Origin of the sequence: Brevundimonas intermedia (assembly GCF_004614235.1) — a bacterium.
Lineage (GTDB): Bacteria > Pseudomonadota > Alphaproteobacteria > Caulobacterales > Caulobacteraceae > Brevundimonas > Brevundimonas intermedia_A.
In genome coordinates this window covers 178,892-200,242 of the sequence record NZ_SPVH01000007.1, presented here as the reverse complement: position 1 = coordinate 200,242, position 21,351 = coordinate 178,892, and the positions used below count along the sequence as shown (strand labels likewise).

The 21,351-nt window shown below is 65.1% G+C and carries 19 protein-coding genes; 8 read left to right on the top strand and 11 right to left on the bottom strand.

Translation table 11 applies throughout. The annotated features are described in order from the left end of the window. Positions 1-62 precede the first annotated feature (62 nt). Positions 63-884 (top strand): AraC family transcriptional regulator, encoded by an 822-nt coding sequence (locus EGY25_RS14985; RefSeq protein ID WP_135195823.1) that lies wholly within the window; start codon positions 63-65, stop codon positions 882-884. 287 nt (positions 885-1,171) lie between these two features. Here the strand turns inward: EGY25_RS14985 and EGY25_RS14980 are convergent, their stop codons facing one another. The 3 genes from EGY25_RS14980 to EGY25_RS14970 form a co-directional block, all read right to left on the bottom strand. Next, the gene (locus EGY25_RS14980) at positions 1,172-1,714 is read right to left on the bottom strand and encodes a VOC family protein (RefSeq protein ID WP_209308101.1); all 543 of its coding nucleotides are present in this window, start codon (positions 1,712-1,714) and stop codon (positions 1,172-1,174) included. 519 nt (positions 1,715-2,233) lie between these two features. Further along, positions 2,234-2,641: a nuclear transport factor 2 family protein gene (locus tag EGY25_RS14975; RefSeq protein WP_245159494.1), complete on the bottom strand. Its 408-nt coding sequence runs from the start codon at positions 2,639-2,641 to the stop codon at positions 2,234-2,236. A 70-nt stretch (positions 2,642-2,711) separates the two neighbouring features. Then, positions 2,712-2,933, bottom strand: a complete 222-nt coding sequence (locus EGY25_RS14970) for a helix-turn-helix transcriptional regulator (protein WP_135195822.1) — start codon at positions 2,931-2,933, stop codon at positions 2,712-2,714. Between the two features lie 537 nt (positions 2,934-3,470). On the opposite strand from EGY25_RS14970, the gene EGY25_RS14965 reads away from it, so the two are divergent. The 4 genes from EGY25_RS14965 (at position 3,471) to EGY25_RS16605 (ending at position 7,087) form a co-directional block, all read left to right on the top strand. Further along, the gene (locus EGY25_RS14965; protein WP_245159511.1) at positions 3,471-3,953 is read left to right on the top strand and encodes an RNA polymerase sigma factor; all 483 of its coding nucleotides are present in this window, start codon (positions 3,471-3,473) and stop codon (positions 3,951-3,953) included. Between the two features lie 10 nt (positions 3,954-3,963). Continuing rightward, positions 3,964-4,959 (top strand): FecR family protein, encoded by a 996-nt coding sequence (locus tag EGY25_RS14960; RefSeq protein WP_135195820.1) that lies wholly within the window; start codon positions 3,964-3,966, stop codon positions 4,957-4,959. Positions 4,960-5,030: 71 nt separating this feature from the next. Further along, the gene (locus EGY25_RS14955) at positions 5,031-6,890 is read left to right on the top strand and encodes a TonB-dependent receptor (protein WP_135195819.1); all 1,860 of its coding nucleotides are present in this window, start codon (positions 5,031-5,033) and stop codon (positions 6,888-6,890) included. Next, positions 6,815-7,087 carry a hypothetical protein gene (locus EGY25_RS16605; RefSeq protein ID WP_348521876.1) on the top strand — a complete coding sequence of 91 codons (273 nt, stop codon included), beginning with the start codon at positions 6,815-6,817 and terminating at the stop codon, positions 7,085-7,087. The genes EGY25_RS14955 and EGY25_RS16605 overlap by 76 nt, the downstream gene beginning before the upstream one ends. A 36-nt stretch (positions 7,088-7,123) precedes the next feature. Here EGY25_RS16605 and EGY25_RS14945 read toward each other — a convergent pair whose 3' ends face one another. Together EGY25_RS14945 and EGY25_RS14940 are read right to left on the bottom strand one after the other, a co-directional pair. Then, positions 7,124-8,425: an integrase gene (locus tag EGY25_RS14945; RefSeq protein WP_135195817.1), complete on the bottom strand. Its 1,302-nt coding sequence runs from the start codon at positions 8,423-8,425 to the stop codon at positions 7,124-7,126. A 507-nt stretch (positions 8,426-8,932) separates the two neighbouring features. Continuing rightward, complete coding sequence (locus tag EGY25_RS14940; protein WP_135195816.1) at positions 8,933-9,460, bottom strand: hypothetical protein; 528 nt, start codon at positions 9,458-9,460, stop codon at positions 8,933-8,935. Between the two features lie 165 nt (positions 9,461-9,625). Here EGY25_RS14940 and gor point away from each other — a divergent pair, with 165 nt between their 5' ends. Further along, positions 9,626-11,008 carry a glutathione-disulfide reductase gene (gene gor, locus EGY25_RS14935; RefSeq protein WP_135196067.1) on the top strand — a complete coding sequence of 461 codons (1,383 nt, stop codon included), beginning with the start codon at positions 9,626-9,628 and terminating at the stop codon, positions 11,006-11,008. A gap of 5 nt (positions 11,009-11,013) precedes the next feature. Here the strand turns inward: gor and EGY25_RS14930 are convergent, their stop codons facing one another. Continuing rightward, positions 11,014-12,534, bottom strand: coding sequence for a carboxylesterase/lipase family protein (locus EGY25_RS14930; protein ID WP_135195815.1), 1,521 nt, complete (start codon positions 12,532-12,534; stop codon positions 11,014-11,016). 119 nt (positions 12,535-12,653) lie between these two features. Here EGY25_RS14930 and EGY25_RS14925 point away from each other — a divergent pair, with 119 nt between their 5' ends. Beyond that, positions 12,654-14,162 (top strand): sensor histidine kinase, encoded by a 1,509-nt coding sequence (locus EGY25_RS14925; protein WP_135195814.1) that lies wholly within the window; start codon positions 12,654-12,656, stop codon positions 14,160-14,162. Further along, positions 14,159-14,536, top strand: coding sequence for a response regulator (locus EGY25_RS14920; protein ID WP_135195813.1), 378 nt, complete (start codon positions 14,159-14,161; stop codon positions 14,534-14,536). The genes EGY25_RS14925 and EGY25_RS14920 overlap by 4 nt, the downstream gene beginning before the upstream one ends. A 3-nt stretch (positions 14,537-14,539) precedes the next feature. On the opposite strand, the gene EGY25_RS14915 is transcribed toward EGY25_RS14920, so the two are convergent. Genes EGY25_RS14915 through EGY25_RS14900 form a run of 5 tightly spaced genes read right to left on the bottom strand, consistent with a single transcriptional unit; the run spans position 14,540 to position 21,295 of the window. Then, complete coding sequence (locus EGY25_RS14915; protein WP_245159493.1) at positions 14,540-17,566, bottom strand: class I SAM-dependent DNA methyltransferase; 3,027 nt, start codon at positions 17,564-17,566, stop codon at positions 14,540-14,542. A 7-nt stretch (positions 17,567-17,573) separates the two neighbouring features. Next, positions 17,574-17,939: a type IIL restriction-modification enzyme MmeI gene (locus tag EGY25_RS16810; RefSeq protein ID WP_245159492.1), complete on the bottom strand. Its 366-nt coding sequence runs from the start codon at positions 17,937-17,939 to the stop codon at positions 17,574-17,576. 34 nt (positions 17,940-17,973) lie between these two features. Next, a complete protein-coding gene (gene hutI / locus EGY25_RS14910; RefSeq protein ID WP_135195812.1) occupies positions 17,974-19,185 on the bottom strand; it encodes an imidazolonepropionase in 1,212 nt (403 codons plus the stop codon). Beyond that, on the bottom strand, positions 19,182-19,907 hold the full coding sequence (gene hutC / locus EGY25_RS14905; RefSeq protein WP_135195811.1) for a histidine utilization repressor: 726 nt from the start codon (positions 19,905-19,907) through the stop codon (positions 19,182-19,184). Before hutC ends, hutI begins: the two co-directional genes overlap by 4 nt. After that, the gene (locus EGY25_RS14900) at positions 19,904-21,295 is read right to left on the bottom strand and encodes a formimidoylglutamate deiminase (protein WP_245159491.1); all 1,392 of its coding nucleotides are present in this window, start codon (positions 21,293-21,295) and stop codon (positions 19,904-19,906) included. Before EGY25_RS14900 ends, hutC begins: the two co-directional genes overlap by 4 nt. Between the last annotated feature and the right edge of the window lie 56 nt (positions 21,296-21,351).

Sequence of the window (21,351 nt, the reverse complement as noted above, 5' to 3'; positions counted from 1 at the left end):
AAGACTTGTGAGCGCTCGGGATAGCGGGTTTGCACCCTGTCCGGATTTAAAGATAATGCCATATGATCTCTAAATTCGGCCAAATCGATCAAGGAGCACCCGTCTGTGGGCTAGGCTTCGACCCGGATCGATCCGATCATCCAGCGGTCGCCTTCGATGTCGATTTCAAGGACTACCAGGCGGAGGTGCCGCAACACAGCCACCGACAGGGCCAGTTGGTGCTCGCCCTCCACGGCGCGGTGACCTGCACGGTGGCGGACAGCCTCTGGATCGTCCCACCGGACTGCGGGATCTGGATTCCGGGCGGGATCCCGCACAGCAACTCGGTCACCGCCAACGCCCGCCTATCCTATCTGTTTGTGGAGCCGGCTGCGGCGGCGATGCCTGACGAATGCTGCACGCTCTCCGTCTCGCCCATGGTCCGCGAGATGATCCTGCGCTTGGCCGCCGAACCGAACAAGGCCCGAACGGGGGATCATGCCGGCCGGCTTGTCCGCGTGCTGCTCGATGAGCTGGCGCGGATGCCGAGACAAGGGCTGAAGCTGCCCGTCTCCAAACATCCCAAGATCGCCGCGATCACGGCCGCCCTGACGCTGGAGCCTGCTGACCGGCGCACGCTCCGGCAATGGGCGTCCCATGTCGCGATGAGCGAGCGTTCTCTAAAACGATTGATGGTTCAGGAAACGGGACTGACCTTCGGTCGGTGGCGCCGCCAGCTGCATCTGGTGATCGCCCTTCGCGAGCTCGCCGGCGGCGCGACGGTGCAGAGCGTCTCCATTGACCTCGGTTATGAATCCCCCACGGCCTTTATCGTGATGTTCAAGAAGGCTCTTGGCGCTACGCCGACCCGCTATTTCAAGACCTCGGCGCCCGACCGCCACTAGCCGGAAAGCCCTCGCGACGCCCGCGTGGGTTTTTGGCGGACGCCGATTGTCAGCAACTGGTGCGTCGGGGCCCAGAATCAACGTCGGTTCGCCGTCCGCATTGACGTCCGCTGTAGGATCCAAGGTTAAGATCACAGGCGTTGCGGAAATCGACTGGCCCTAGCCCCATGCGATCGACAACGCCTTGCATCACCACTGTCGCGTGCGGCGTCGCGCGTGGATTGCGTCTGACGTGACCCCCGTCTCTCATCCAGCCATAACGAGAGAGCGGAAAGTAGGCTCCAGACTCAATCTGCATTGTGGTTTTTGGTAGCCTTGGGCAGTTGCATCAACTCGATGGTCGCGCCATCGGGGCCGACGGCGTAGATCACCTTCGTTCCCGCTCGGGTACCGCCAGAGATCACCTGCGGCTTTCCCTGTGGCATCCATTCGTAGACTGCAATCCGTTCCAGAAGACTGTCTATGTCGTCCACAATAAGAGCTAGATGAGCAAATCCCGGATCGAATGGCCTTGAGGCTCGATGTTGCAAGTCGACACCACGATATTCCAGCAGTTCGATCATCTGCCCTGCCAGCGACACTACGGCCATGCGGACGGTAGCTCCGTGAGCCCCGGTCACCTCCCCAAGGAATTCCCCATCCATATCGCCAACCCGAACCAGTTGCCCACCCAAACCTTCAACCCAAAAACGAAGGGCCGAGTCCAGCGAAGCAACGGAGAACCCGACATGGTCAGCGCGACGCACGGCGAAATCTGAATTCTCAAGCACATTTCTCTCCAAAGCGGTATTAGACTGTGGTTCGGTATCTTCAGCTTCGGCAGGCCGCAATGGCGCAGGCTCTTTAGGCGCTAAGCCATGGCCAGCTTCTGGTATCGCCCAACTATGCGCCGGGGCTCGACTTGTTAACGGCTGTGATCGGTCCTAGCCACCAGCGTGCCTATCACCGGACGCTCCGAACGGCAGCTTCGGGTCGAGTAGTGACGAAGGCCCCCGATCAACAAGCGGACATTCAGGCGTGGCGACCAAGCAGCCCGAAAGCGGCCTCCCGGATTGGCCGAGATGCGTCATGAGCCGACGTGGCCGCCTTCCCAAACGCGACCTGGTCTCCCCGATCTGCTGGCTACAACCTTGTCTGTCTGCGACATTCGTCAAAAGTAGTTTGTGCCGGCTTGGCATCTACAGCCAACCCCGTAAAAATGCCGGGCGGCGGGCCTCGACCGGATAGCCTTCGATCTTGAGCCAGGGGACGTTCTGCGTCGGCGGCGATCGCGGGTGAAGACGTTGAACTTCACACAGAAGTTCCCGGCCCGCCCCCTCCCCCTGTGCAACCCGTCACGGACGTCGTCGTCACCATCGGGCTCTACTCAGCCGTAGCCATCGATCTTTTTCGGACACCGGGACCTCCGCCAAATCCGCATGGTCGCGCCAGTGCGTAATGACGCCCTGCTGGACCTCAAAGACGCTGATGGCGCGCACGTCCAGCAATCCTCCGCAGCGTGCCGCAAGGAGGTAGGCGCTGTCTGCGATCACGAGATCATCTTCGGCGACGCATTTGAGGATGTGCAGTTCGAAGAGCGAATAGCTTTGAAAGAGCCGGCCCCAGAACCCGAGCAGCGCCGTTCTGCCGATAAGGTCGCCCGCGATGTCGAACCGTGCCGCGACATGCTCAGCAAGATAGGTTTCAAGCCGTCGTACGTCGCGACATGCGATCTCCTTGGCGAAAGCTTGGACAACAGTTCCGGGCATCGACGACATGATCACAGTTCAGATGAGCGATCATGATCCGATTCTTAATCAAAAATCGCGCGCTGCGTGTGGGACCCAATTAATCCGGTTCAATCACGCCGGCCCGCACCGCGACTGCGACCGCCTCGATTCTTGTCCGGACCCGGAGTTTCGAACAGACCTTCTCCAAATAGCTGTCGACCGTGCGGGGCGACAGCCCAAGGATACCACCTATATCCCCCGAACTCTTTCCGCGAGTGACCCAGATGAGGCATTCGAGCTCCCTCGGGCTCAACGCGAAGCGCTGCGATCCGACATCCATTTGATGGTCTGGGGGCATGATTTACCTCGCCTTTGACTTTCGCATCGTGGCCCGCCCTCTCCGACCCGACAACGCAAACCCGTTGCGGCGACCCCGCAAGGATCTTGCGGAAATGCGTCAGCCAAACCCGGTCTTTCCGGTCGCGTGCCGTGCTTCGCGGATCACTTGCCCTGGCGGATCACGGCCCCTAAACGGGTTGGTGTCGGGCGCCGTCATATAGGGGCGGAACTTGAGCCGGGGCCTGCCTTTGGCGGAGGCGGCGTTTCACCCTGAAGTCGCGGGCCTCTTCGCAGAGGATTCCTCGCCCGACCCCTCCGCCTTGCACACAGACTCGGTTTGATTCATGCTCAGCCGTCGGCGTTCGCGTCGATAGGGGCCGGGAATCCCCTGTGCGAAGCTCAACCTTTACGACCGCGCCCTAACGCGCGGCGTCCGTCCGCCATCGGCTGCGGCGCACCCCTGAGTGCGTCCGGCCCGCGCGGACGCGCTCTCGGATTCCCGCCGTCTGACAGCCGGCTGGAGGTCGCGTTGAGCGATGTGAAGGAGTTGAATCCGGACGCAGCGGCGAGCCTCAACGGGCTCTACCGCCGCTATTCGGGATGGCTGGAGAAGCGGCTTCGCGGGCGTGTGGGCATCGACGAGGCGGACGACGTAGTGCAGGAGACCTATCTGCGTCTCACCCCCTATCTCCTTGAGGACATCCGGCACCCCAAGGCGCTGCTCCTTCGGGTCGCCCTAAACCTTGTCCGCGACGAGCATCGCCGTCTGGTCCGGCGGGACCGCGCGTTGCAAGGTGAGGCTCCGATCCTGGGCACCGCGGCTGACGCGCCTGTTGATCGCCTCCATCTCAAGCAAATCCTCCAGACGATGCCGCCTCTCTACAGGGACGTCTTCGTCTTGAGCCGGTTTGACGGTATGACATACGCAGAGATTGCTCTGGCTCACGGGATCAGCTTGGCTACAGTCGAACGACGTATGGCCAAGGCTGTCGAGCACTGCATGGCGCAACTGGACGTCTAAGGCGCGAACGATGACTGCCGACAAAGACCTGGACGCAAGACGCCGCGAAGCCGCGTCATGGTTCGCGACCCTCAACCAGAAGCGGGTCGCGGCTTCGGACATCACAGCCTTCAGCCAATGGCGCCGCAACCCGCAGAACGCCGAAGCCTATTCGCGCATCGAGACCATGTGGGAGGCGGCGGGAAGCCTCAAGGGGGACGCCGATATCGCCGCCTTGACGCAGGGTGCGCGCGCTCGAGCCGACGCGTCGCGCCAATCCCAAAGCCGGTTGGCCAAAAGTGTCGTTCCCATAGGGGCGATCGCCACGGTCGCCGCGCTCGCGGTCGGCGTCGCCCTGTGGTCCAGCCGACCTCAGTCTTACGAGACGGCTATGGGGGAGCGCCGGGTGGTGGTTCTGGCTGACGGGTCACGGGTGACGCTGGACACCGACTCCAGCATCCGCGTGAAGCTGACCCGCGGGCGACGCGCCGTGGAACTGGCGAGCGGTCAGGCCTTCTTCGAAGTTCGGGGCGATCGTGCCCGCCCGTTCATCGTCCGCGCTGGGGACACCGACGTGACCGCCGTCGGCACCCGGTTCGACGTGCGTCGATCGGGGGACGGCGCTCAGGTGACCCTCGTCGAGGGCAAGGTCGATGTCAGCGATCGTTCGGCGGTCTCTCAGGCGTGGTCCCTCACGCCGGGCCAGCAGATCGTCACGACCTCGCCGCGTCACGCCGTCCGGACCGTGGACGTCGCCTCGGAAACGAGTTGGACGACGGGGCGACTGATCTTCGCTGGCGACACCGTCGAAACCGCCGTCGCCGAGGTCAATCGCTACAGCCGCACCAAGGTCGTACTTCAGTCGCCTGGCATCTCCCGCATCGCCGTCAGCGGCGCTTTCAACACGGGCGACGTCGAGGGGTTCGTCTCCGCGCTCGTCGAGCTTTATCCCGTCGTCGCCGAGCGAACTCCAACCGGTCAGATCATCATTCGTGACGCCCCTGCGAAAAATGCGGCGGTGCGCTGAGGGGTTTTGCCGCGCCCCTTCGTCTCTTCCCCGACCCGCGTCTGTGCGGGTATCCATTTCGGGGGAGTGTTATGCGTATCGGTCCTTGTTCCACTGCGCTTGGCGTATTGATGCTCGCTGCGGCGACGCCCGTCATCGCCCAGGCGCAAACGGCTGCCGTGCAGTTCCGCGTTCCCGCCGGCCCGCTGCAAACCGCACTGCCCCTCTTCGCGGCCCAGAGCGGCGAGCAGATTCTCTATTCCACCGACCTTGTCGCCGGTCGTCAGTCTCCCGGCGTCAATGGCGCGCTTCGGACTGACCAAGCCCTCACCGCCCTGCTGCAGGGCACCGGACTGCGCGCCCGGCGGACGAGCGCCAACACGCTCGTCGTCTTCGATCCCTCCGCCCGTGCAGAGGCGACGGACGAGGCGGTCGAGATCGCGGAAGTGATCGTCACTGGCAGTTTGATCCGCGGCGTCGCCGACGGCCCCTCGCCCGTCATCACCGTGACCCGGGACGATATCGACCGGCAAGGACATGGAACGGTCGCCCAAGCGCTTGCCGCCCTGCCCCAGAACTTTGGCGGCACCGGTAACGATGCCGCCATGAGCAACGGCGGCGACCGGAGGGGTACGAACAGCTTTTACGCCTCGGGCGTCAATCTGCGCGGCTTGGGCAGCGATGCGACTCTCGTTCTGGTCAACGGCCGACGAATGGCGGGCACAGGAAACAAGGGCGACTTCGCCGATGTCTCCACAATACCGACCAGCGCCGTGGCCCGCATCGACGTGCTGCTCGACGGTGCGTCAGCGCTTTACGGAGCGGATGCCGTGGGCGGCGTCGTTAACATCATCCTGCGTGAGGACTATGACGGCGCCGAGACGCGGGTCCGGTACGGCGTCACCTCGGATGGGGCGAGCGATGAGTTCCAGATTGCCCACACCGTCGGGGGGCGGTGGTCGTCAGGCTCGATCCTGGGCACCTATGAATACAATGACCGCAGCCGCCTGGCGGCATCCGAGCGGGACCGGGCGAACGACGCGGACTTGCGGCGGTTCGGAGGCGCCGACCGGCGTCGCATCTTCAGCAACCCCGGCAACATCGTCGTCTTCGACGCCGCAGCCGGCGGCTATGTCCCCACCTTCGCCATCCCCAGTGGGCAGAATGGCGAAGGCCTGAGCCCGAGTGACTTCATCGCCGGTCAAGGCAATCTCTACAATCACCGCGAAGGCTTGAACGTCCTGCCGGAGCAAACCCGACACAGCGCCTATCTGATCCTCAATCAGGACCTCGGCGACCGCGTCTCGGTCAACGCCGATGTTCGCTATGGCCTGCGCGAGTTCGAGGCGGTGTCTCAAGGGTTTCCAACGACCTTCACCGTGACCGCAGCGAACCCCTATTTTGTGTCTCCGACAGGCGCGACATCACACATCATCGCCTATAATTTCGGCCGCGATCTCGGCAATCCGAGGATCGAAGGCCGCGCCGAAAGCCTGGGGGCCTCGATCGGGGCCAAGATCGATCTGGCGGGAAGCTGGCGGCTGGACACTTACGCCGCCTACGCGCGCGAACACGGTGAAAACTCAAGCAGCAATCAGCTGAACTCCACCTTCCTGCGCGAGGCGCTCGGCGCGATCGCCGATAATCCGGCGACCGCCTACAGCGCACCGCGCGATGGATACTTCAATCCCTTCGCCGACGGCTCGAACAGCTCTCCGGCAGCCTTGGCCTTCATTGGCTCCGGCTGGGCGCGCGGGGTCGGGGAGACGACGGTTTCGTCCGTCAATGCCCTGGCGGACGGGTCCCTATTCACCCTTCCCGCCGGGGAGGCCAAACTGGCCGCCGGCGTCGCCTTCCGCCGCGAGACCTTTGGTCGCTGTCGCCAGCCTACGACATCACCTGGAGCTACAATCCGACCGGCCTGTGGACGGCGCGGCATCAGATGTCGATGAACGGCAAGCGTGACGGCTTCACTCTCGACGATTTCGACGCCAGCGCCCGCACTGCGTCGATCAATGCCCGCCGCGCCCGGGCGATCGTCCAGGAGGTCCGCGACGCGGTCGAGCGGTGGCCGGAGTTCGCCGACGCCGCCGGCGTCGGCGCGGACTGGCGCAAATCCATCGATCCGTCACTGAGGACGGTGCTCTAAGTCGACCGCCCGTCGCCTTGTTTGAGCGCGCCTCGGTTACGGGCGGGTGGTTGAGGTCCGGCTTCGCCGGGACGGCGCATCGATCAAAACCGACGGCAGGGCATGCACGGCCAGGCGCGCCGCCTGAACCTCAAGCTTGCGGATCGCCGCCCGAGGTCCGGCCTTCAGCCGAACCGCATCCGGATCTTCCGCCATCAGATCGTCCAGCAAAGTGCGACTGGTGCTGTTGAGCCACCGGCTCAGTTCGTCACTGGACGGACGCCCGCGTTTTACCGCAGCGCCGATGAAGAAGGCTGACAATCGCTCCTGCTGGGCGCGCAGATGATCCCGCATCAGCTTGGATCGCGTGATGTAGCCCGAGTTCACGCCCGGCAGTGCGTGGTTCATCAGAAGGTGCATGTCGACCTCGGAGACCTCGGCGGCCTGGGCCAGCGTCCGGTAGGTCTGACGCAGGTCGTTGCCCCAATGGCTGAGGACCGCCCGGTCCTCCTTATGCTCTGTCATGTGACCGCAGGGCGCATCGCTCGGGAACAGCCACACGCGACCGCTCTCCGGATAGATGATCGGCGCGATCCGCCTGAGCCGGAAGATGGATTCCATCATCGCCCGCGACAGAGGCACGTCAAAGGCCTTTATCTCTCCGCCCTTGGGCTTGGAGAGATGCATGATCCGGTGTTTCAGATCCAGATCGGTGACGCGGACGTTCTTGAGCACCTCCGGCCGGGACCCCGACAGCAGGGTCATCAAATGGAACTCGCGGCGGATCGGGTTCGTGATCCTGGCAAGTTGTTCGAACCAGCCCGGTAGGTCTGTGACCCCCATAGCGGTGTCCTTGCGCTTCTCCGGGTTCCAGTCGACGGCGGCTGCCGGGTTCTCCGGCGGAAGCGCACGGCACGTCTTGCGGGCGTGATTGTAGACGGCGCGGAAGGTGCGCATGGCGCCGTTGGCGATGGCGGGCCCGTTGTTCGCGCTGATCAGGTCGTGACGATCCGCCAGGAGGCGAGGCTCGTCACCGAGCTCGGAGAGCGGCCGGTCGAGCCAGTCCGCGAACAAACGCTCCATATGATCGGTGTACCCCCGGATCGTGGCGGGGCTGCGCTGTTTCCGTTCGAGGTGGGAGACCCTGAACCGCGACCAGGCTTCCCGCACCGTCGGGACGCCCAACGGCGCGGCGCGCGCGGCCTCGTCCTCGGCCTTCTCGGCGGCCTTGGCCGCGGCCAGAATCTCTACCTTCTTCTTGGGACGCGGATCCTCGCCAGCGGCAATGAGCAGCAGGAGTCCCCTCGCCTTCGCGCGTGCGGCGCGCGTGTTCAACTCGCCGACCTCGCAGACCTTCATCTTGATGGTTGAGCGCGTGCCGTCGTCGCGGCGCAGATCAGCCTAGATGATGAAGGTCTTGGTCGAGGCGCCGATCCGCACCGCGAAGCCGGGTTGTTCGGTGTCGCGGACCACGATCTGCCCGCTTCTGGCGAAGGGCATGCCGATGAGAATTTTGTCCGTTAGAGCGAGGCGCTGATCTGGCATTTGCTGACGTTTTCGGCGTTAGGACGGTGCCGAAACCCCCTATTAGGACGGTGATTAGGACGGTGAACTCCGGCTCGAGAGTCTCTTTCTCGAAATGCGAAGAAGACGCCAAATGTGCGCTAGAGGGTATATAATGTCAATTATTTCAATTGCTTGATCGCGCTCTAGCGTGCAATCGGCGGGGTCAGGAAAACCGAAGAACGGGTTCTCTTAATCAGCGGGTCGTAGGTTCGAACCCTACATCACCCACCATCGTCTTCTTCTTCTAAAATGAGAACTGCCAAGAGCTTGTCCGCCGGACGCTCGACAGCCTGCCGTATCTCACCGCTCGCTCGCGCAGATTTTAACGCGGTCGTTGACCCAGCACCCTTCGCTGAACCTGGCCGCGCCCAAAGGGTCGCCGGCGCGCGTGTCGTCGGGATCGGCGTTCCATGTCGCGGTCGCGGTTCCGTCGCCATTGGTCGTGACCACGGCGAAATGAGACTGCGCCGGCTTGCCGTCCGACCAGGCGTTTAGCGTGTAGCCGCCATCGCCGAATGGAAACACCAGGCACGGCCCATCGACATGCACACGGCCATCGACCGCGAGGTAGCACGCCTGCCGCGAAGACGTGGGCGAGGCCGTCGATGCGGCGGCGGCCGACGGAGCCGGCGCCTGGGCCTCGACGCTTGATCCATATCCTTCGGACGAGACGGACGACGAGGCATGCGCATCGGCCCGAACCGGATCAGAGCTTTCGCCGCAGCTTGCGACCAAGCCGCCGAGAAGTCCGCAAAGGACGCCGATCGACAATCGCGATCCGCGCTTGATCTGGTGCATCACGACGCGCTTTCCTTCAGCCGGTTTCATCCTCCAACCCCGGCTTAACGCCCTTGTTCCGCCCGCAGCACGCGTTTTCGGGATCGCGGTTGGGTTCTGACCCAAAAGAAGCTTTCGGGCTTGGATTTCGCCTCGCTCGGCTTAAATGCCAGACCCCGCTTTCAGTTGGGGCCCTTGCTCGACGGAACCCGCACCATGGCCGACTACGACTACGACCTCTTCGTCATCGGCGCCGGTTCGGGCGGGGTTCGGGCGGCGCGGCTGACGGCGCTGGACGGCAAGAAGGTCGCGGTCGCCGAGGAATACCGGGTCGGCGGCACCTGCGTCATTCGCGGCTGCGTGCCCAAGAAGTTCATGGTCATGGCCTCCGAGGTCAGCCACGCGCTGGAAATCGCCGAAGGCTACGGCTGGTCGTTCGACAACGCCAAGTTCGACTGGCCCACCTTCCTTGAGGCCAAGGACGTCGAGATCGCGCGCCTGTCCGGCATCTACGCCGCCAATCTGGGCAAGGCCGGCGTCGAACTGGTCCACGGCCGCGCGGTCCTGAAGGACGCCCACACCGTCGAGATCGTCGGCAAGAACCGCACCATCACCGCCGAGAAGATTCTGATCGCCACGGGCGGGCGGCCGTGGAAGCCGGAAGACATGCCCGGCATTGAACACGCCATCACTTCGGAAGAGGCCTTTCACCTGCCCGAACTGCCCAAGCGCATCCTGATCGCCGGCGGCGGCTATATCGCGGTGGAGTTCGCGGGCATCTTCGCCGGTCTGGGCGTCGAGACGACCCTGATCTATCGCGGCCCCAACATCCTGCGCGGCTTCGACGACGACGTGCGCGCGCATCTGGCGGGCGAGATCGAGAAGCGCGGCATCAAGGTCGTACTGGGCTGTCAGCACGAGAAGATCGAAAAGACCCCCACCGGCCTGGTCAACCACCTCGAAAACGGCATGAAGCTGGAAGCCGACGTGGTCATGTTCGCCACCGGCCGCATTCCCCACGTCAAGGACCTGGGCCTGGAGGCTGCGGGCGTCGAGCTGAACGACGAAGGTGCGATCAAGGTCGATCCCTATTCGAAAACCACGGCCGACAACATCTGGGCCATCGGCGACGTGACCGACCGGATGAACCTGACGCCCGTCGCCATCCGCGAGGCTGTCGCCTTCCACCAGACCGTCTATCGCGACAACCCCCAGCACTTCGACTACGAGGCCGTCGCCACCGCCGTCTTCAGCCAGCCGCCGGTCGGCGTCGTGGGCCTCAGCGAGGCCGAGGCGCGCCGGTCATGCTCGAACGGCGTGGACGTCTATGTCACCCGCTTCCGCCCGATGAAATACGCCTTCACCGGCTCGGACGAGCGGGTGCTGATGAAGTTGGTGGTTGACGCCGACAGCCAGCGCGTCGTCGGCGTCCACATCGTCGGCCCGGACAGCCCTGAGATGATCCAGTTGGCCGCCATCGCCGTAAAGGCCGGCCTGACCAAGGCCCAGTGGGACGCCACCTGCGCCGTCCACCCGACCATGGCCGAGGAACTGGTCACGCTAAAAGAGAAGCAGTCCGGTGCCACCTCGGCCGGCTGACGCCCTTACGGACGGGGCCGGTCGCGGAACCGTTCCAGCAGGTCCAGCCGTGTGCTGAACGGAACCGGCGTCACCGTCGGCCCGGCGTTGCCGAAGTTCATCAGCCGGGTATCCCCTGCCCTGGCGCGCGGCCATTCGATCCGGCCGACGCCATTGGGATCGCCCGAACGCGCAAAGGCGGTCCAGTAGCCGATCATGGCCTCCGACGCCTTGCGATCCCGATCCTCGACCGGATACGGCAGGGTGTTCAGCGTGCCGAACACATAGGGCCGCTCGATCGCATGGGTCGCCCCGCCGTGCGGCTCGGGATTCTGCGGCGACGAGATGTCGAACCGATAGAGCCAGGCCGGATGACCGGCCTTGTTGTGCAGCCGCGCCAGCATCCGCGCCGGCTCCGAGAACACCAGGTCCGTAATGGACAGCTTGTCGAACGCCTCCAGACCGCCATAGGCCTGAACCGCGTCGGCCCGCTCCAGCCAGGTCATGTCGTCGTCGATCTGGCCATAGCCGTTGCGGTCCGTCGGTCGCATCCACCAGAACTCGGCGCTGTTCGTGCCGATGATCATCGGCACCGGCGCCTGCCGCCCCGCCTTGAACGCCGCCTCGACCGTGGACGGCACGATCCGCCCGTCGATCAGCGTCAGGTCTCCGTTCGCGAACACCGGCGGCGGCGTCAGAAACATCTCCGCCGGCGCGGCGCGCAGATCGGCGGCGGTTCTCAGACCCGCGCCGAATGACCAGACCTCGCCCCGCTCGCGCGCCGACGGGGCGCCGTGCGGTCCCTTCTTGTCCAGCGGCGTCTGCAACTCGCGCCCCAGGCCCGACTGCACCACGGCCCGGTCGAACAGGCCCCGCGCTGGTGGCGAGATCATCAGCCGCGTCACGATGGCCCCGCCTGCCGACTCGCCGAAGATGGTGACGTTCTCGGGATCGCCGCCGAAGTCCGCGATATTGGCGCGCACCCATTTCAGCGCCGCCGTCACGTCCATCAGGCCATAGTTGCCCGCCGCCTCGCCCGTCGGACGCTCGGCCGCCAGCGCCGGGTGATCGAAGAAGCCCAGCCGCCCCAGCCGATAGTTAAGCGTCACCACGACGACGCCGCGCTTGGCCAATGTCGTGCCGTCATACAGCGGCGCCGTGCCCGACCCGTTCACCAGACCGCCGCCATGGATCCACACCATGACCGGCGCCGGCTGGCGCGTGCCCACAGGCCGCCAGACGTTCAGGTTCAGGCAGTCCTCGCTCATCGGCAGAGGTCCCACGCCCGGATCGCCGTTCGGCGGCGCCTGGATGCACAGGGGCCCATAGGTCGAGGCGTCACGCTGACCCTGCCATGTCGGCGCCGGGCCCGGCGGGCGCCAGCGTCGCTCGGCCGTCGGCGGTGCGGCGTAGGGGATATTCTTGAACGCGGCCACGTCGGCATCGGCGCCTCCGATCAGGACGCCTTGCTGAATGCGGACAGTGGGCTGGTCGGCTGCGGGCGCCATCATGAGCGAGAGGGTGGCGAAGACGCCGGCGATTGTCATCCCCGCTGCTTAGCAAATCCTGTGATCGCGCCAATGACCTTGCGATCACAGTTCACGACATCTCGCTGTAGAACCGATTTCAAAATCGTGCGTTATCGCCAAGCTGGACGGGGTAGGCGTTGAACGACACGACACAATCAAGCGACCTGACCGTCAATCTGGGCGCGGCCTTCGAGGCTTCGCCCAACCCGTATCTGTTGCTGACGCCCGACCTGCGCATCGCAGAATTCAATCAAGCCTATGTGGACGTCACAGGCGCCAGGCGCAGCGAGGTGATCGGCCAGCTTCTGTTCGCCGCCTTCGACTCCGGCCCCGGAACCGAGGCGCCGGAAAACGTGCGACAGGTCCGCGCCTCTCTGGAAAAGGCGCGCGATACCCGACAACGCGATCACCTCGCCGTCGTGCGCTATTCGATGCCAAAGACCTTGCCGGACGGCAGCGAGGCCTTTGTTGAACGGATCTGGAGCGCCACCCACACGCCGATCCTGAACGACGCGGGCGAGGTGGTGCTGCTGCTTCAGCACACCATGGACGTCACGGATCTGTCCCCGAACATTCAGCCGGACGAACCGACCACGGCGCTGGATGCGATCATCGGAGGCTCGGTCCTGCGCCGCGCCCAGTCCGTGCAGGAAGACAATCGACGCCTTGAGACCGAACGCAATCGCCTGGTCGAGATGTTCATGCAGGCGCCGGGCTTCGTGGCCATACTGTCTGGCCCGGAACATCGGTTCCAGATGCACAACGACGCCTACAGCCAGTTGATCGGCCACCGTGACATCGCCGGCAAATCCTTGCGTGACGCCCTGCCGGAACTTGAGGGTCAGGGCTTTTACGAGTTTCTGGACGAAGTCTTCGCGACCGGCGAGCCCTATGAAGGCCGCGAAAGCGTGGCCCAGCTGCAGCGGACTCCAGACGGCCCGCTGGAAACCGTCTATCTCAACTTCATCTACCAGCCGATCCGCGACGGCGCGGGCGCGGTCGTCGGCATCTTCGTCCAGGGCCACGAAATCACCGACAACGTCCTGGCCGCCCAGCGTCAGAAGCTGATGATCGACGAACTGAACCACCGGGTGAAAAACACCCTGGCCACGGTCCAGTCGATCGCCATCCAAACCGCACGTTCCAACACCGATCCCGCAGGCTTCGCCGAGACCTTCCAGTCCCGGATCATGGCCCTGTCGCACACCCACAATCTGCTGACGCAAAGCCATTGGGAAGGCGCCGACCTGCGCGCCATATTGGAGCACGAGACCGAGGCCTATGGTCATACCCGCATCAGCCTGAACGGACCGCCGGTGTCGCTGGAGCCCGCCATCGTGCTGTCTCTGGGCATGATCTTCCACGAACTGGCCACCAATGCCGCCAAATATGGCGCTCTGCACACGCCAGAAGGTCGCATCCTGATCGACTGGGCGCTGGCGGATCAACGCGCGCCCAAGCTCAAGCTCAGCTGGCGCGAAATGGGCGGGCCGAAAGTTACGGCGCCGGACAGAAGAGGCTTCGGTAGCCGCTTGATTGAACGAAACATTCGCCATGATCTGGCGGGCGAGATCGATCTGGTCTACGCCCCCGATGGATTGATCGCGGAACTGACGGTTCCGCTCGACAGGACGGCTTCACGATGACCCAACCCCTGAGCGGCCGCCGCGTCCTGGTCGTCGAGGACGAATCCCTCGTCGCCATGCTTTTGGAGACGATCCTGGAAGACATGGATTGCATTCCGGTCGGTCCGGCGTCCAACATCGACGACGGCGAGGCCCTGGCCCGCGACACCGAAAACCTCGACGCCGCCCTGCTGGACGTCAACGTCGCCGGCCGTCAGGTCTTCCCCGTCGCCGAGGTGTTGAAGGCGCGTGGCGTGCCCTTCGTCTTCTCGACCGGCTATGGCGAAGGCGGCCTGCCCGAAGAATGGCGCGGCCAACCCACCATCCAGAAGCCCTTCACCGAAGCCGCCATCCGCGACGCCCTGATGAAGGCCATGGGCGTCGCCCAGGCCTGAGCCCTAACTCGGCATCCGCCGCGGCGCGAACCAGCCCGTGTCCGTCATCTGAACCGATCCCGCAACCGCCAGCACCTTGAGCGTATGGGTGATCAGCCGCTTCGCGCGCGGCCGACTGCCCTCGAACTCGTCGATCAGCTCGGTCGGCGACATCGGAACGCCCTGTCTGCGAAGGATTGAAAGCAGGCTCGACGCCAGGACGCCCGGTTGTTCAGGCAACAGCGCCTTTTCCTTCGATGTCGGCAGAAGAGGCTGCGCCGGTCTCGCAACGCCTTGGCGGACCTTGCCGGCCTGATAGGCAGGTCGCAGGAAGCGGATGTCGCCCTGCTCCTCCTGCTCAGCCCTGGCCTGGTTCAGTTGGATCAGGCGCTCGACGATCTGGCTGTCCGCCAGATCGTCAGGCCAGCCATAGGCCTTGGCCACCAGTTGATCGAGACGCTGGTGCAGATGGTCGATGATGCCGACGCGCCCATGGTCGTAGATCGCGCGTTCGGCGTCCGACACGTGATCGCCCAGGCCTATTCTTGCTCTGGCGTTGTAAAGCCCGGTCATCGTCAAGGCGTCACTGTCGCGCAGGACGCCAGCCCTCACGGCATCGAGTTCCTCGGCCAGGACGCCGATCTCGGCCGCCAAGGCGGCGCCGGCATCCGGAAATGGGAAGGTGTCGAAACAGGCGCCTTTCACATAGACGGCCTCGCGTTCGTATTCGCCGATACGGCCCGCGTTGGCGGCGAACCATGCGCGATGCTGGCGCGACGACAAGACGCCGAGCACGAACGGATCGTCGCTGGCGATCACCACCAGCTTGTTGTCCGGCAAGGTGGCGGCGTCCATGAATCGAAACCAGCGATGTTTGGCGGTTTCTATGGTGACGATGAAGCGGCTCAATCCTTCCAGGGCGTCCCGCAGATCGCGACGCGGCTCTCCGAAAATCCACCAGTTGTCACGATAGGCCGCCCGGTTGTTGCGATCCCGATCCGGCTTCACCGTCTCCAGAAGATGCTGGAACAGCAGCGGATGACGACGACGCGCCTCACCCTCGTCCCAGCCGAAGAAGTCGATGACCTGCAGACCGCGTGACCGATCCGCCAGATCGCGGCCATTGCGATAGTCGCGAACCGGCGACGGCGCCTGCGGGTCCGAGCCGGACAGCAGGCGTTTCGCCTCCTCCGGCGCGACCTGAAAGCCCGCGCCCATCAGCTGCACGCCACGATAGGCCAGCACGGCGTTGGCCTTCAGCTGTCGGATACGCGTCAATCGACTGTCCAGCATCAGGTCCGGGCCGATGTCTCCGTGCCGCTCTTCAAACGTCTTGGCATCCGCATCCTTGACTCTCAGCCAGCGTCCCTGCCCGTCAGGCTCGCCGCGCTCGGCGACGGACATGGCGATCCTGACGTCGGCGCATCCCGCGCCCCTGGCCCACGGATGGTCCGCGATGGCGAAGACGATCCTGATCGGCGGCCGTTTGGCCAGATGGTGCGCGATCACGCGTCGCGAGAAAGTCTGGGTGATCGAGTTCGTCGTGATGAAGCCGAACCGACGCAAACGCGTGTCGGGGCGAGCAAGGATTTCCGCGGCTCGATCCCACCAGGCCATGACGAGGTCTGCAGACAGAAATCGGCCGTCCCGGATCGCCGCGAGGGCATCGACGTAGCCGTCGCCCAACTCTCGTCTCAGGCCCTTGCCGCCGATGAAGGGCGGATTGCCGACGATGAAATCAACCTCTGGCCAGGGCGTCGGGCGCGGATCGACATAGCGAATCGTTTGTCGCTCGGCCTGATCCCGCCGGTGGACCACCTCGACGCGCGAGAACTCCAACAGGGCGTCGGCCTGCCGAATGGTGCGAAAGTTCTTGAGGATGGGCTCCGACGGCATCGGCGCGCCGGATATGCGGAAGTGCCACTGAAGATGGCCGATCCACATGACCATCTCGGCGATCCAGGCGGCGTTGGCGTTCTTTTCGATGCCGTAGAACTGCTCGGGGCTGACCACCCGCCCGTCGAAAGCCAGCACGCCCTGGTGTTCGCCCATTTCTCCCAGCGCGCTGAAGATCTCCTCTTCCAGCTCCTTCATCATCCGCGTGGCGACATAGAGAAAATTGCCCGTGCCGCAGGCGGGATCCAGCACGCGCGTCTTGCACAGCCGGTCATGAAAGGCGTGCAGACGGCGACGCGCCTTTACGACGTCGCCCTGCATGAAGTCCGCAACGGCTTCGCCCTCCACCGCCTCCCAATCCGCGCGCAAAGGCTCCATGATCGTCGGCTCGATCAGGCGCTCGACATAGGCGCGCGGCGTGTAATGCGCCCCCAGTTCGGCCCGCTCCGCCGGGTCTAGCGCCTGCTCCAACAGAGTTCCGAAGATGGCGGGCTCAACATCGGTCCAGTCGCACTTCGCCGCTGCGATCAGGGCGGCCAACTCGCCTTCCTCGATCGGCAGCGTCTCGACCGTACTGTAGAGGCCGCCGTTGAACCGGCGGATGGGCTGGCGGGTGGCGACGCAATAGCCGCCCTGATCCATGGCCGTGAACAACGACCGCGCGCCCTGATGGAATCGCTCCGCCTCCCCGCGATAGCTTTCCAGCAACCCCAGAAAGCTTCGCCGTTCGATCAAACCGACGCTGTCCGCAAACATGGCGAAGATGCACTGCATCACGAAACGCGCGGTCTTGCTCGCCTGGGCGGCGCGATCGACGGGCCCGAGCCCGGCCTGACGCCGACCGTTGATCGACTTCACCAACCAGGCCAGAGACGTCGCGATCTCGGTCGTCACCGCCGCCGACCGCGCCGCCGGATCGAGCGACATCGGATCGGTCCAGACCCGACGCAGCCGCTCGCGGATCTCGGGCGAGCGCAGCTGGTCCAGAGTGATCCGGTAGCCCGCCCGATCCGGGAACGGCGCATAGATCTTGCCTTGCCGCGCAAAGTCGGACCACAGCTCTATCGACCGTCCGACATCCACCGCGATCAGGAAAGGCGGCCATTCGGCCAAGGCCTTGGCGTAGTTTTCGGCCTGGCGCTTGGCGACCCGCATAACCCGATCAACGGCGTGCGGCGATGACGCGAGTCCGCGTTTGGAAGACTTGCCCAACAGGGGCCAATTGGGCCGCCGTGTCCATCGGTCCGCCGTCACGACGTTTGTCCGACTGTTTGGCCTCAAGAACAAAGCACCCTAGCTTGGCGCAATCGATCCGTCCCGCTGTGGTCGATCCATCATCATGACGAAACTGGACCGAGCGTTCGAAGCAATAGTCGAGGTCGCCAGCGCGCACGTCGTCCGGCGCCGGTACCCCGATCAGTCTGCACAGTTGTATGATGAAGGTCTGATACTGAGACCGCTCGCTGATCGGCGCAGCGGACCAGTGTTTGATGAAGGCTTGAACATCGTTTGATTGTTCTGCGGCCATGCAGACAATCTATGGTTCGATTCATAAATGCAATCTATACGTGCTTTCCGCCTCGGCATGCCGCGTTCAGCAAAGGCTTGCCCAGCCAATAGCAAAGCTCGGCCGGTCGCGAGATGTCCCAGATCGCAAGGTCGGCGGCTTTGCCGGCTTCGAGCGTCCCGATCTCGGCCAGCATCCCCAGCGCTCGCGCCGCCTCTCGCGTCGCGCCCGACAAGGCCTCCTCTGGGGTCAGGCGGAACTGGATGCAGGCGAGGTTCAGCGCGGCGGTCATGGAGGCGACGGGCGAGGTGCCGGGGTTGCAGTCGGTGGCGACGGCCATCCGCACGCCGTGGCGGCGCAGCAGATCGACGGGCGGCGTTTGGGTCTCGCGCAGCATCAGATAGGCGCCGGGCAGGAGGACAGCAACGACGCCGGCGGCGGCCATGGCGGCGACGCCGTCTTCGGTCGCATGTTCGATATGGTCGGCGGACAGGGCCTGATAGCGCGCCGCCAGGGCCGCGCCGCCGCCGTTCGACAACTGGTCAGCATGCAGCTTGACCGGCAGGCCAAGCGTACGGGCCTTGTCGAACAGGCGCGACACCTCGTCGCTCGAAAAGGCGATGGGCTCGCAATAGGCGTCGACCGCATCGACCAGACCTTCGGCATGGGCGGCGGGAAGGATGTCGTCGATGGCCAGATCGACATATGCGGCGCGGTCGTCGCGATATTCGGGAGGCACGGCGTGCAGGCCGAGGTAGCTGGTGCGGACGCGCACCCCGCCTTCGCGTCCGATCCGGCGCGCGACGCGCAGCATCTTCAGCTCGGTCTCGCGATCCAGGCCATAGCCGGACTTGATCTCAACGGTCGTGACGCCAGTATCTTTCAGCCCCGCCAGCCGGGTCATGGCCGAGGCGAACAGGTCGTCTTCCGATGCCGCCCGCGTAGCCTTGACCGAGGAGACGATGCCCCCGCCGGCACGGGAGATCTCTTCATAAGTCGCGCCGCCCAGTCGCTGCTCGAACTCGGCCGAGCGGTCGCCGCCGAACACCAGGTGAGTATGGCAGTCGATCAGGCCCGGCGTGATCCAGCGACCGTCCAACCGCTCGGTTTCGGCCGCATCCACGGCGGGCAGATCGGCCCGCGGCCCCACCCAGGCGATCCGGCCGTCGGCGACGACCACGGCCGCGTCCTGAATGGCGCCGTAGGGAACCGGCCCCTCGACCATGGTGGCGACGTGGCAGTCGATCAGCAGACGGTCGGCCTTCATCGGCGGGCCTCCTTGGCCAGAACGGGGGAATGGGCTGACGAGAAACGCGCCACCAGATCATAGCGGTCGCCGGGGAAGGTCTGCCAGACCCGCGTCACCCCCTGCCCGTCCCGCCACGTCCGCCGCTCGACGCACAGGCAGGCGGCGCCGGGCTTGAGTTCCAAAAGGCGTGCGGCGCGGGCGTCGGCCGCGATGGCCGAGATGCGGTTCTCCGCCTCGGTCCAGGGGGCGGAGTCCAGCAGCCAGCTTCCCGGCGGAACCGTCTGAAAATCAACATCTATGGCTTGCGACGCTGCGCCCAGGGCGATCAGCCGGTGCTCCAACGCCAGCGGCGCCCCGTCGGCGCTGTGTAGACAGGTCAGGTCCAGCAGACGACCGCCCGACGCCAGTTCGATTTCCTCCGCCCCCTCCGGCTCGCGCTCGATCCGCTCCAGAAGGACATAGGCGTAAGCCTGCCCTCGCTCGATCACCTCGGCCCGCAGGTCGGGAATGGCCAGGACGGCGGCATGGGCCTTGGGCTGGGCGACGAAGGTGCCGGCCCGGCGACGGCGCGTCACCAGCCCCCGGCCCGCCAGCTCGGAGATGGCCTTTGACACCGTCATGCGCGAACAGCCGTAGCGGTCGGTCAGTTCGTGCTCGAACGGAATCCGGTCGCCGGGCGACAGATCGCCGGACAGGATGCGCCCCTCCAAATCGGCGTAGATGCGGCGGTGCAGGCTCACTCCAGCACCGTCGCCAGCGCGTTGCGATAGCGCGCCTTGATGGCGTCGCGCGCGATATGGCGGCCGTCCTTCACGACCTCGCCCCCCGCGCGCCAGACTGACGAAATCGAGCCCGTCGGCGCGCCGAAGATCCAACTGTCGAGCACCGCATCGCCTGATCGTCCGGCGAAGGCGACGCCGCTTGCATCCAACGACACGATGTCCGCAGACGCCCCGACGCTCAGACCCGATACGGCGCCGGTGGCCTGGGCGCCGCCCGCCAATGCGCGCTCGAACAGAGCGCGGCCCGTCGAGCGCTGGAGGTCCGCCATGACCGCCCGACCGCGCAGCGCCAGGCGCTGGCTGTATTCCAGCATACGCAGTTCCTCGGCCACGCCGATCTGGACGTTGGAGTCCGTGCCGATCCCGAACCGCCCGCCGGCGCGGGTGAACTCAGCCGCCGGAAAGACGCCGTCCCCCAGATTGGCCTCGGTGATCGGGCACAGGCCGACGACGGCGCCACGCGTGACCACGCCGCGCCATTCGGTCTCGGTCACGTGGGTCGAGTGGATCAGGCACCAGCGCGCATCGACCGGCGCATTGGCCAGCAGCCATTCGACCGGCCGCGCCCCCGACCAGGCCAGGCAGTCCTCGACCTCCTTGGTCTGTTCTGCGACATGGATATGGACCGGCCCCTCGCCCGCCAGCGCGGGCATGGCGGCCAGTTCGTCCGGGCTGACGGCGCGCAGGCTGTGCGGCGCCACGCCGACCACGGCGTCCGGCAGATCGGCGGTCAGGATGCGGCATCGCGCGATCAGATCGGCGAACCCATCCAGGTCATTGATGAAGCGCCGCTGGCCGTGCGACGGCGACTGTCCTCCGAACCCGGCATGAGCATAGAAGACCGGCAGCATCGTCAGGGCGATCCCGGTCGCCTGCGCCGCCGCGACGATCCGCGTCGCGATCTCGGCCCGGTCGGCATAGGCGGCGCCCGAGGGGTCGTTATGCAGATAGTGGAACTCGGCGACGCGGGTGAAGCCGCCCTCCAGCATTTCCATGAAGGCCAGGGCCGTGATGGCCTCGATCTCTTCCGGCCCGCCCCGGTCGAGGAAGCGATACATCAGTTCGCGCCAGGTCCAGAAGTCGTCATCGGCCCCATCTTGGTTTTCTGGCCCGCGCGCCTCTGTCAGGCCGGCCATGGCCCGCTGAAACGCATGGCTGTGGACATTGGCGACGCCCGGCAAGGCGACTCCGCCGCCCCCATCCCCGCCAATGCCCGCCACGCCCGCTTCGAGACTGACGATCCGCCCGCCCGCCACGCCGATGCGGACATCGTGCGCCCAGCCCTCCGGCAACAGGGCCGCCTCGAACCAGAGGGAGCGATCCACGGGCTGCGGCTGAAGGGTCACTGGACAGGTCCGTCGTGTTGCGATCAATATGTCTAGACATACCACGACGGATCGAT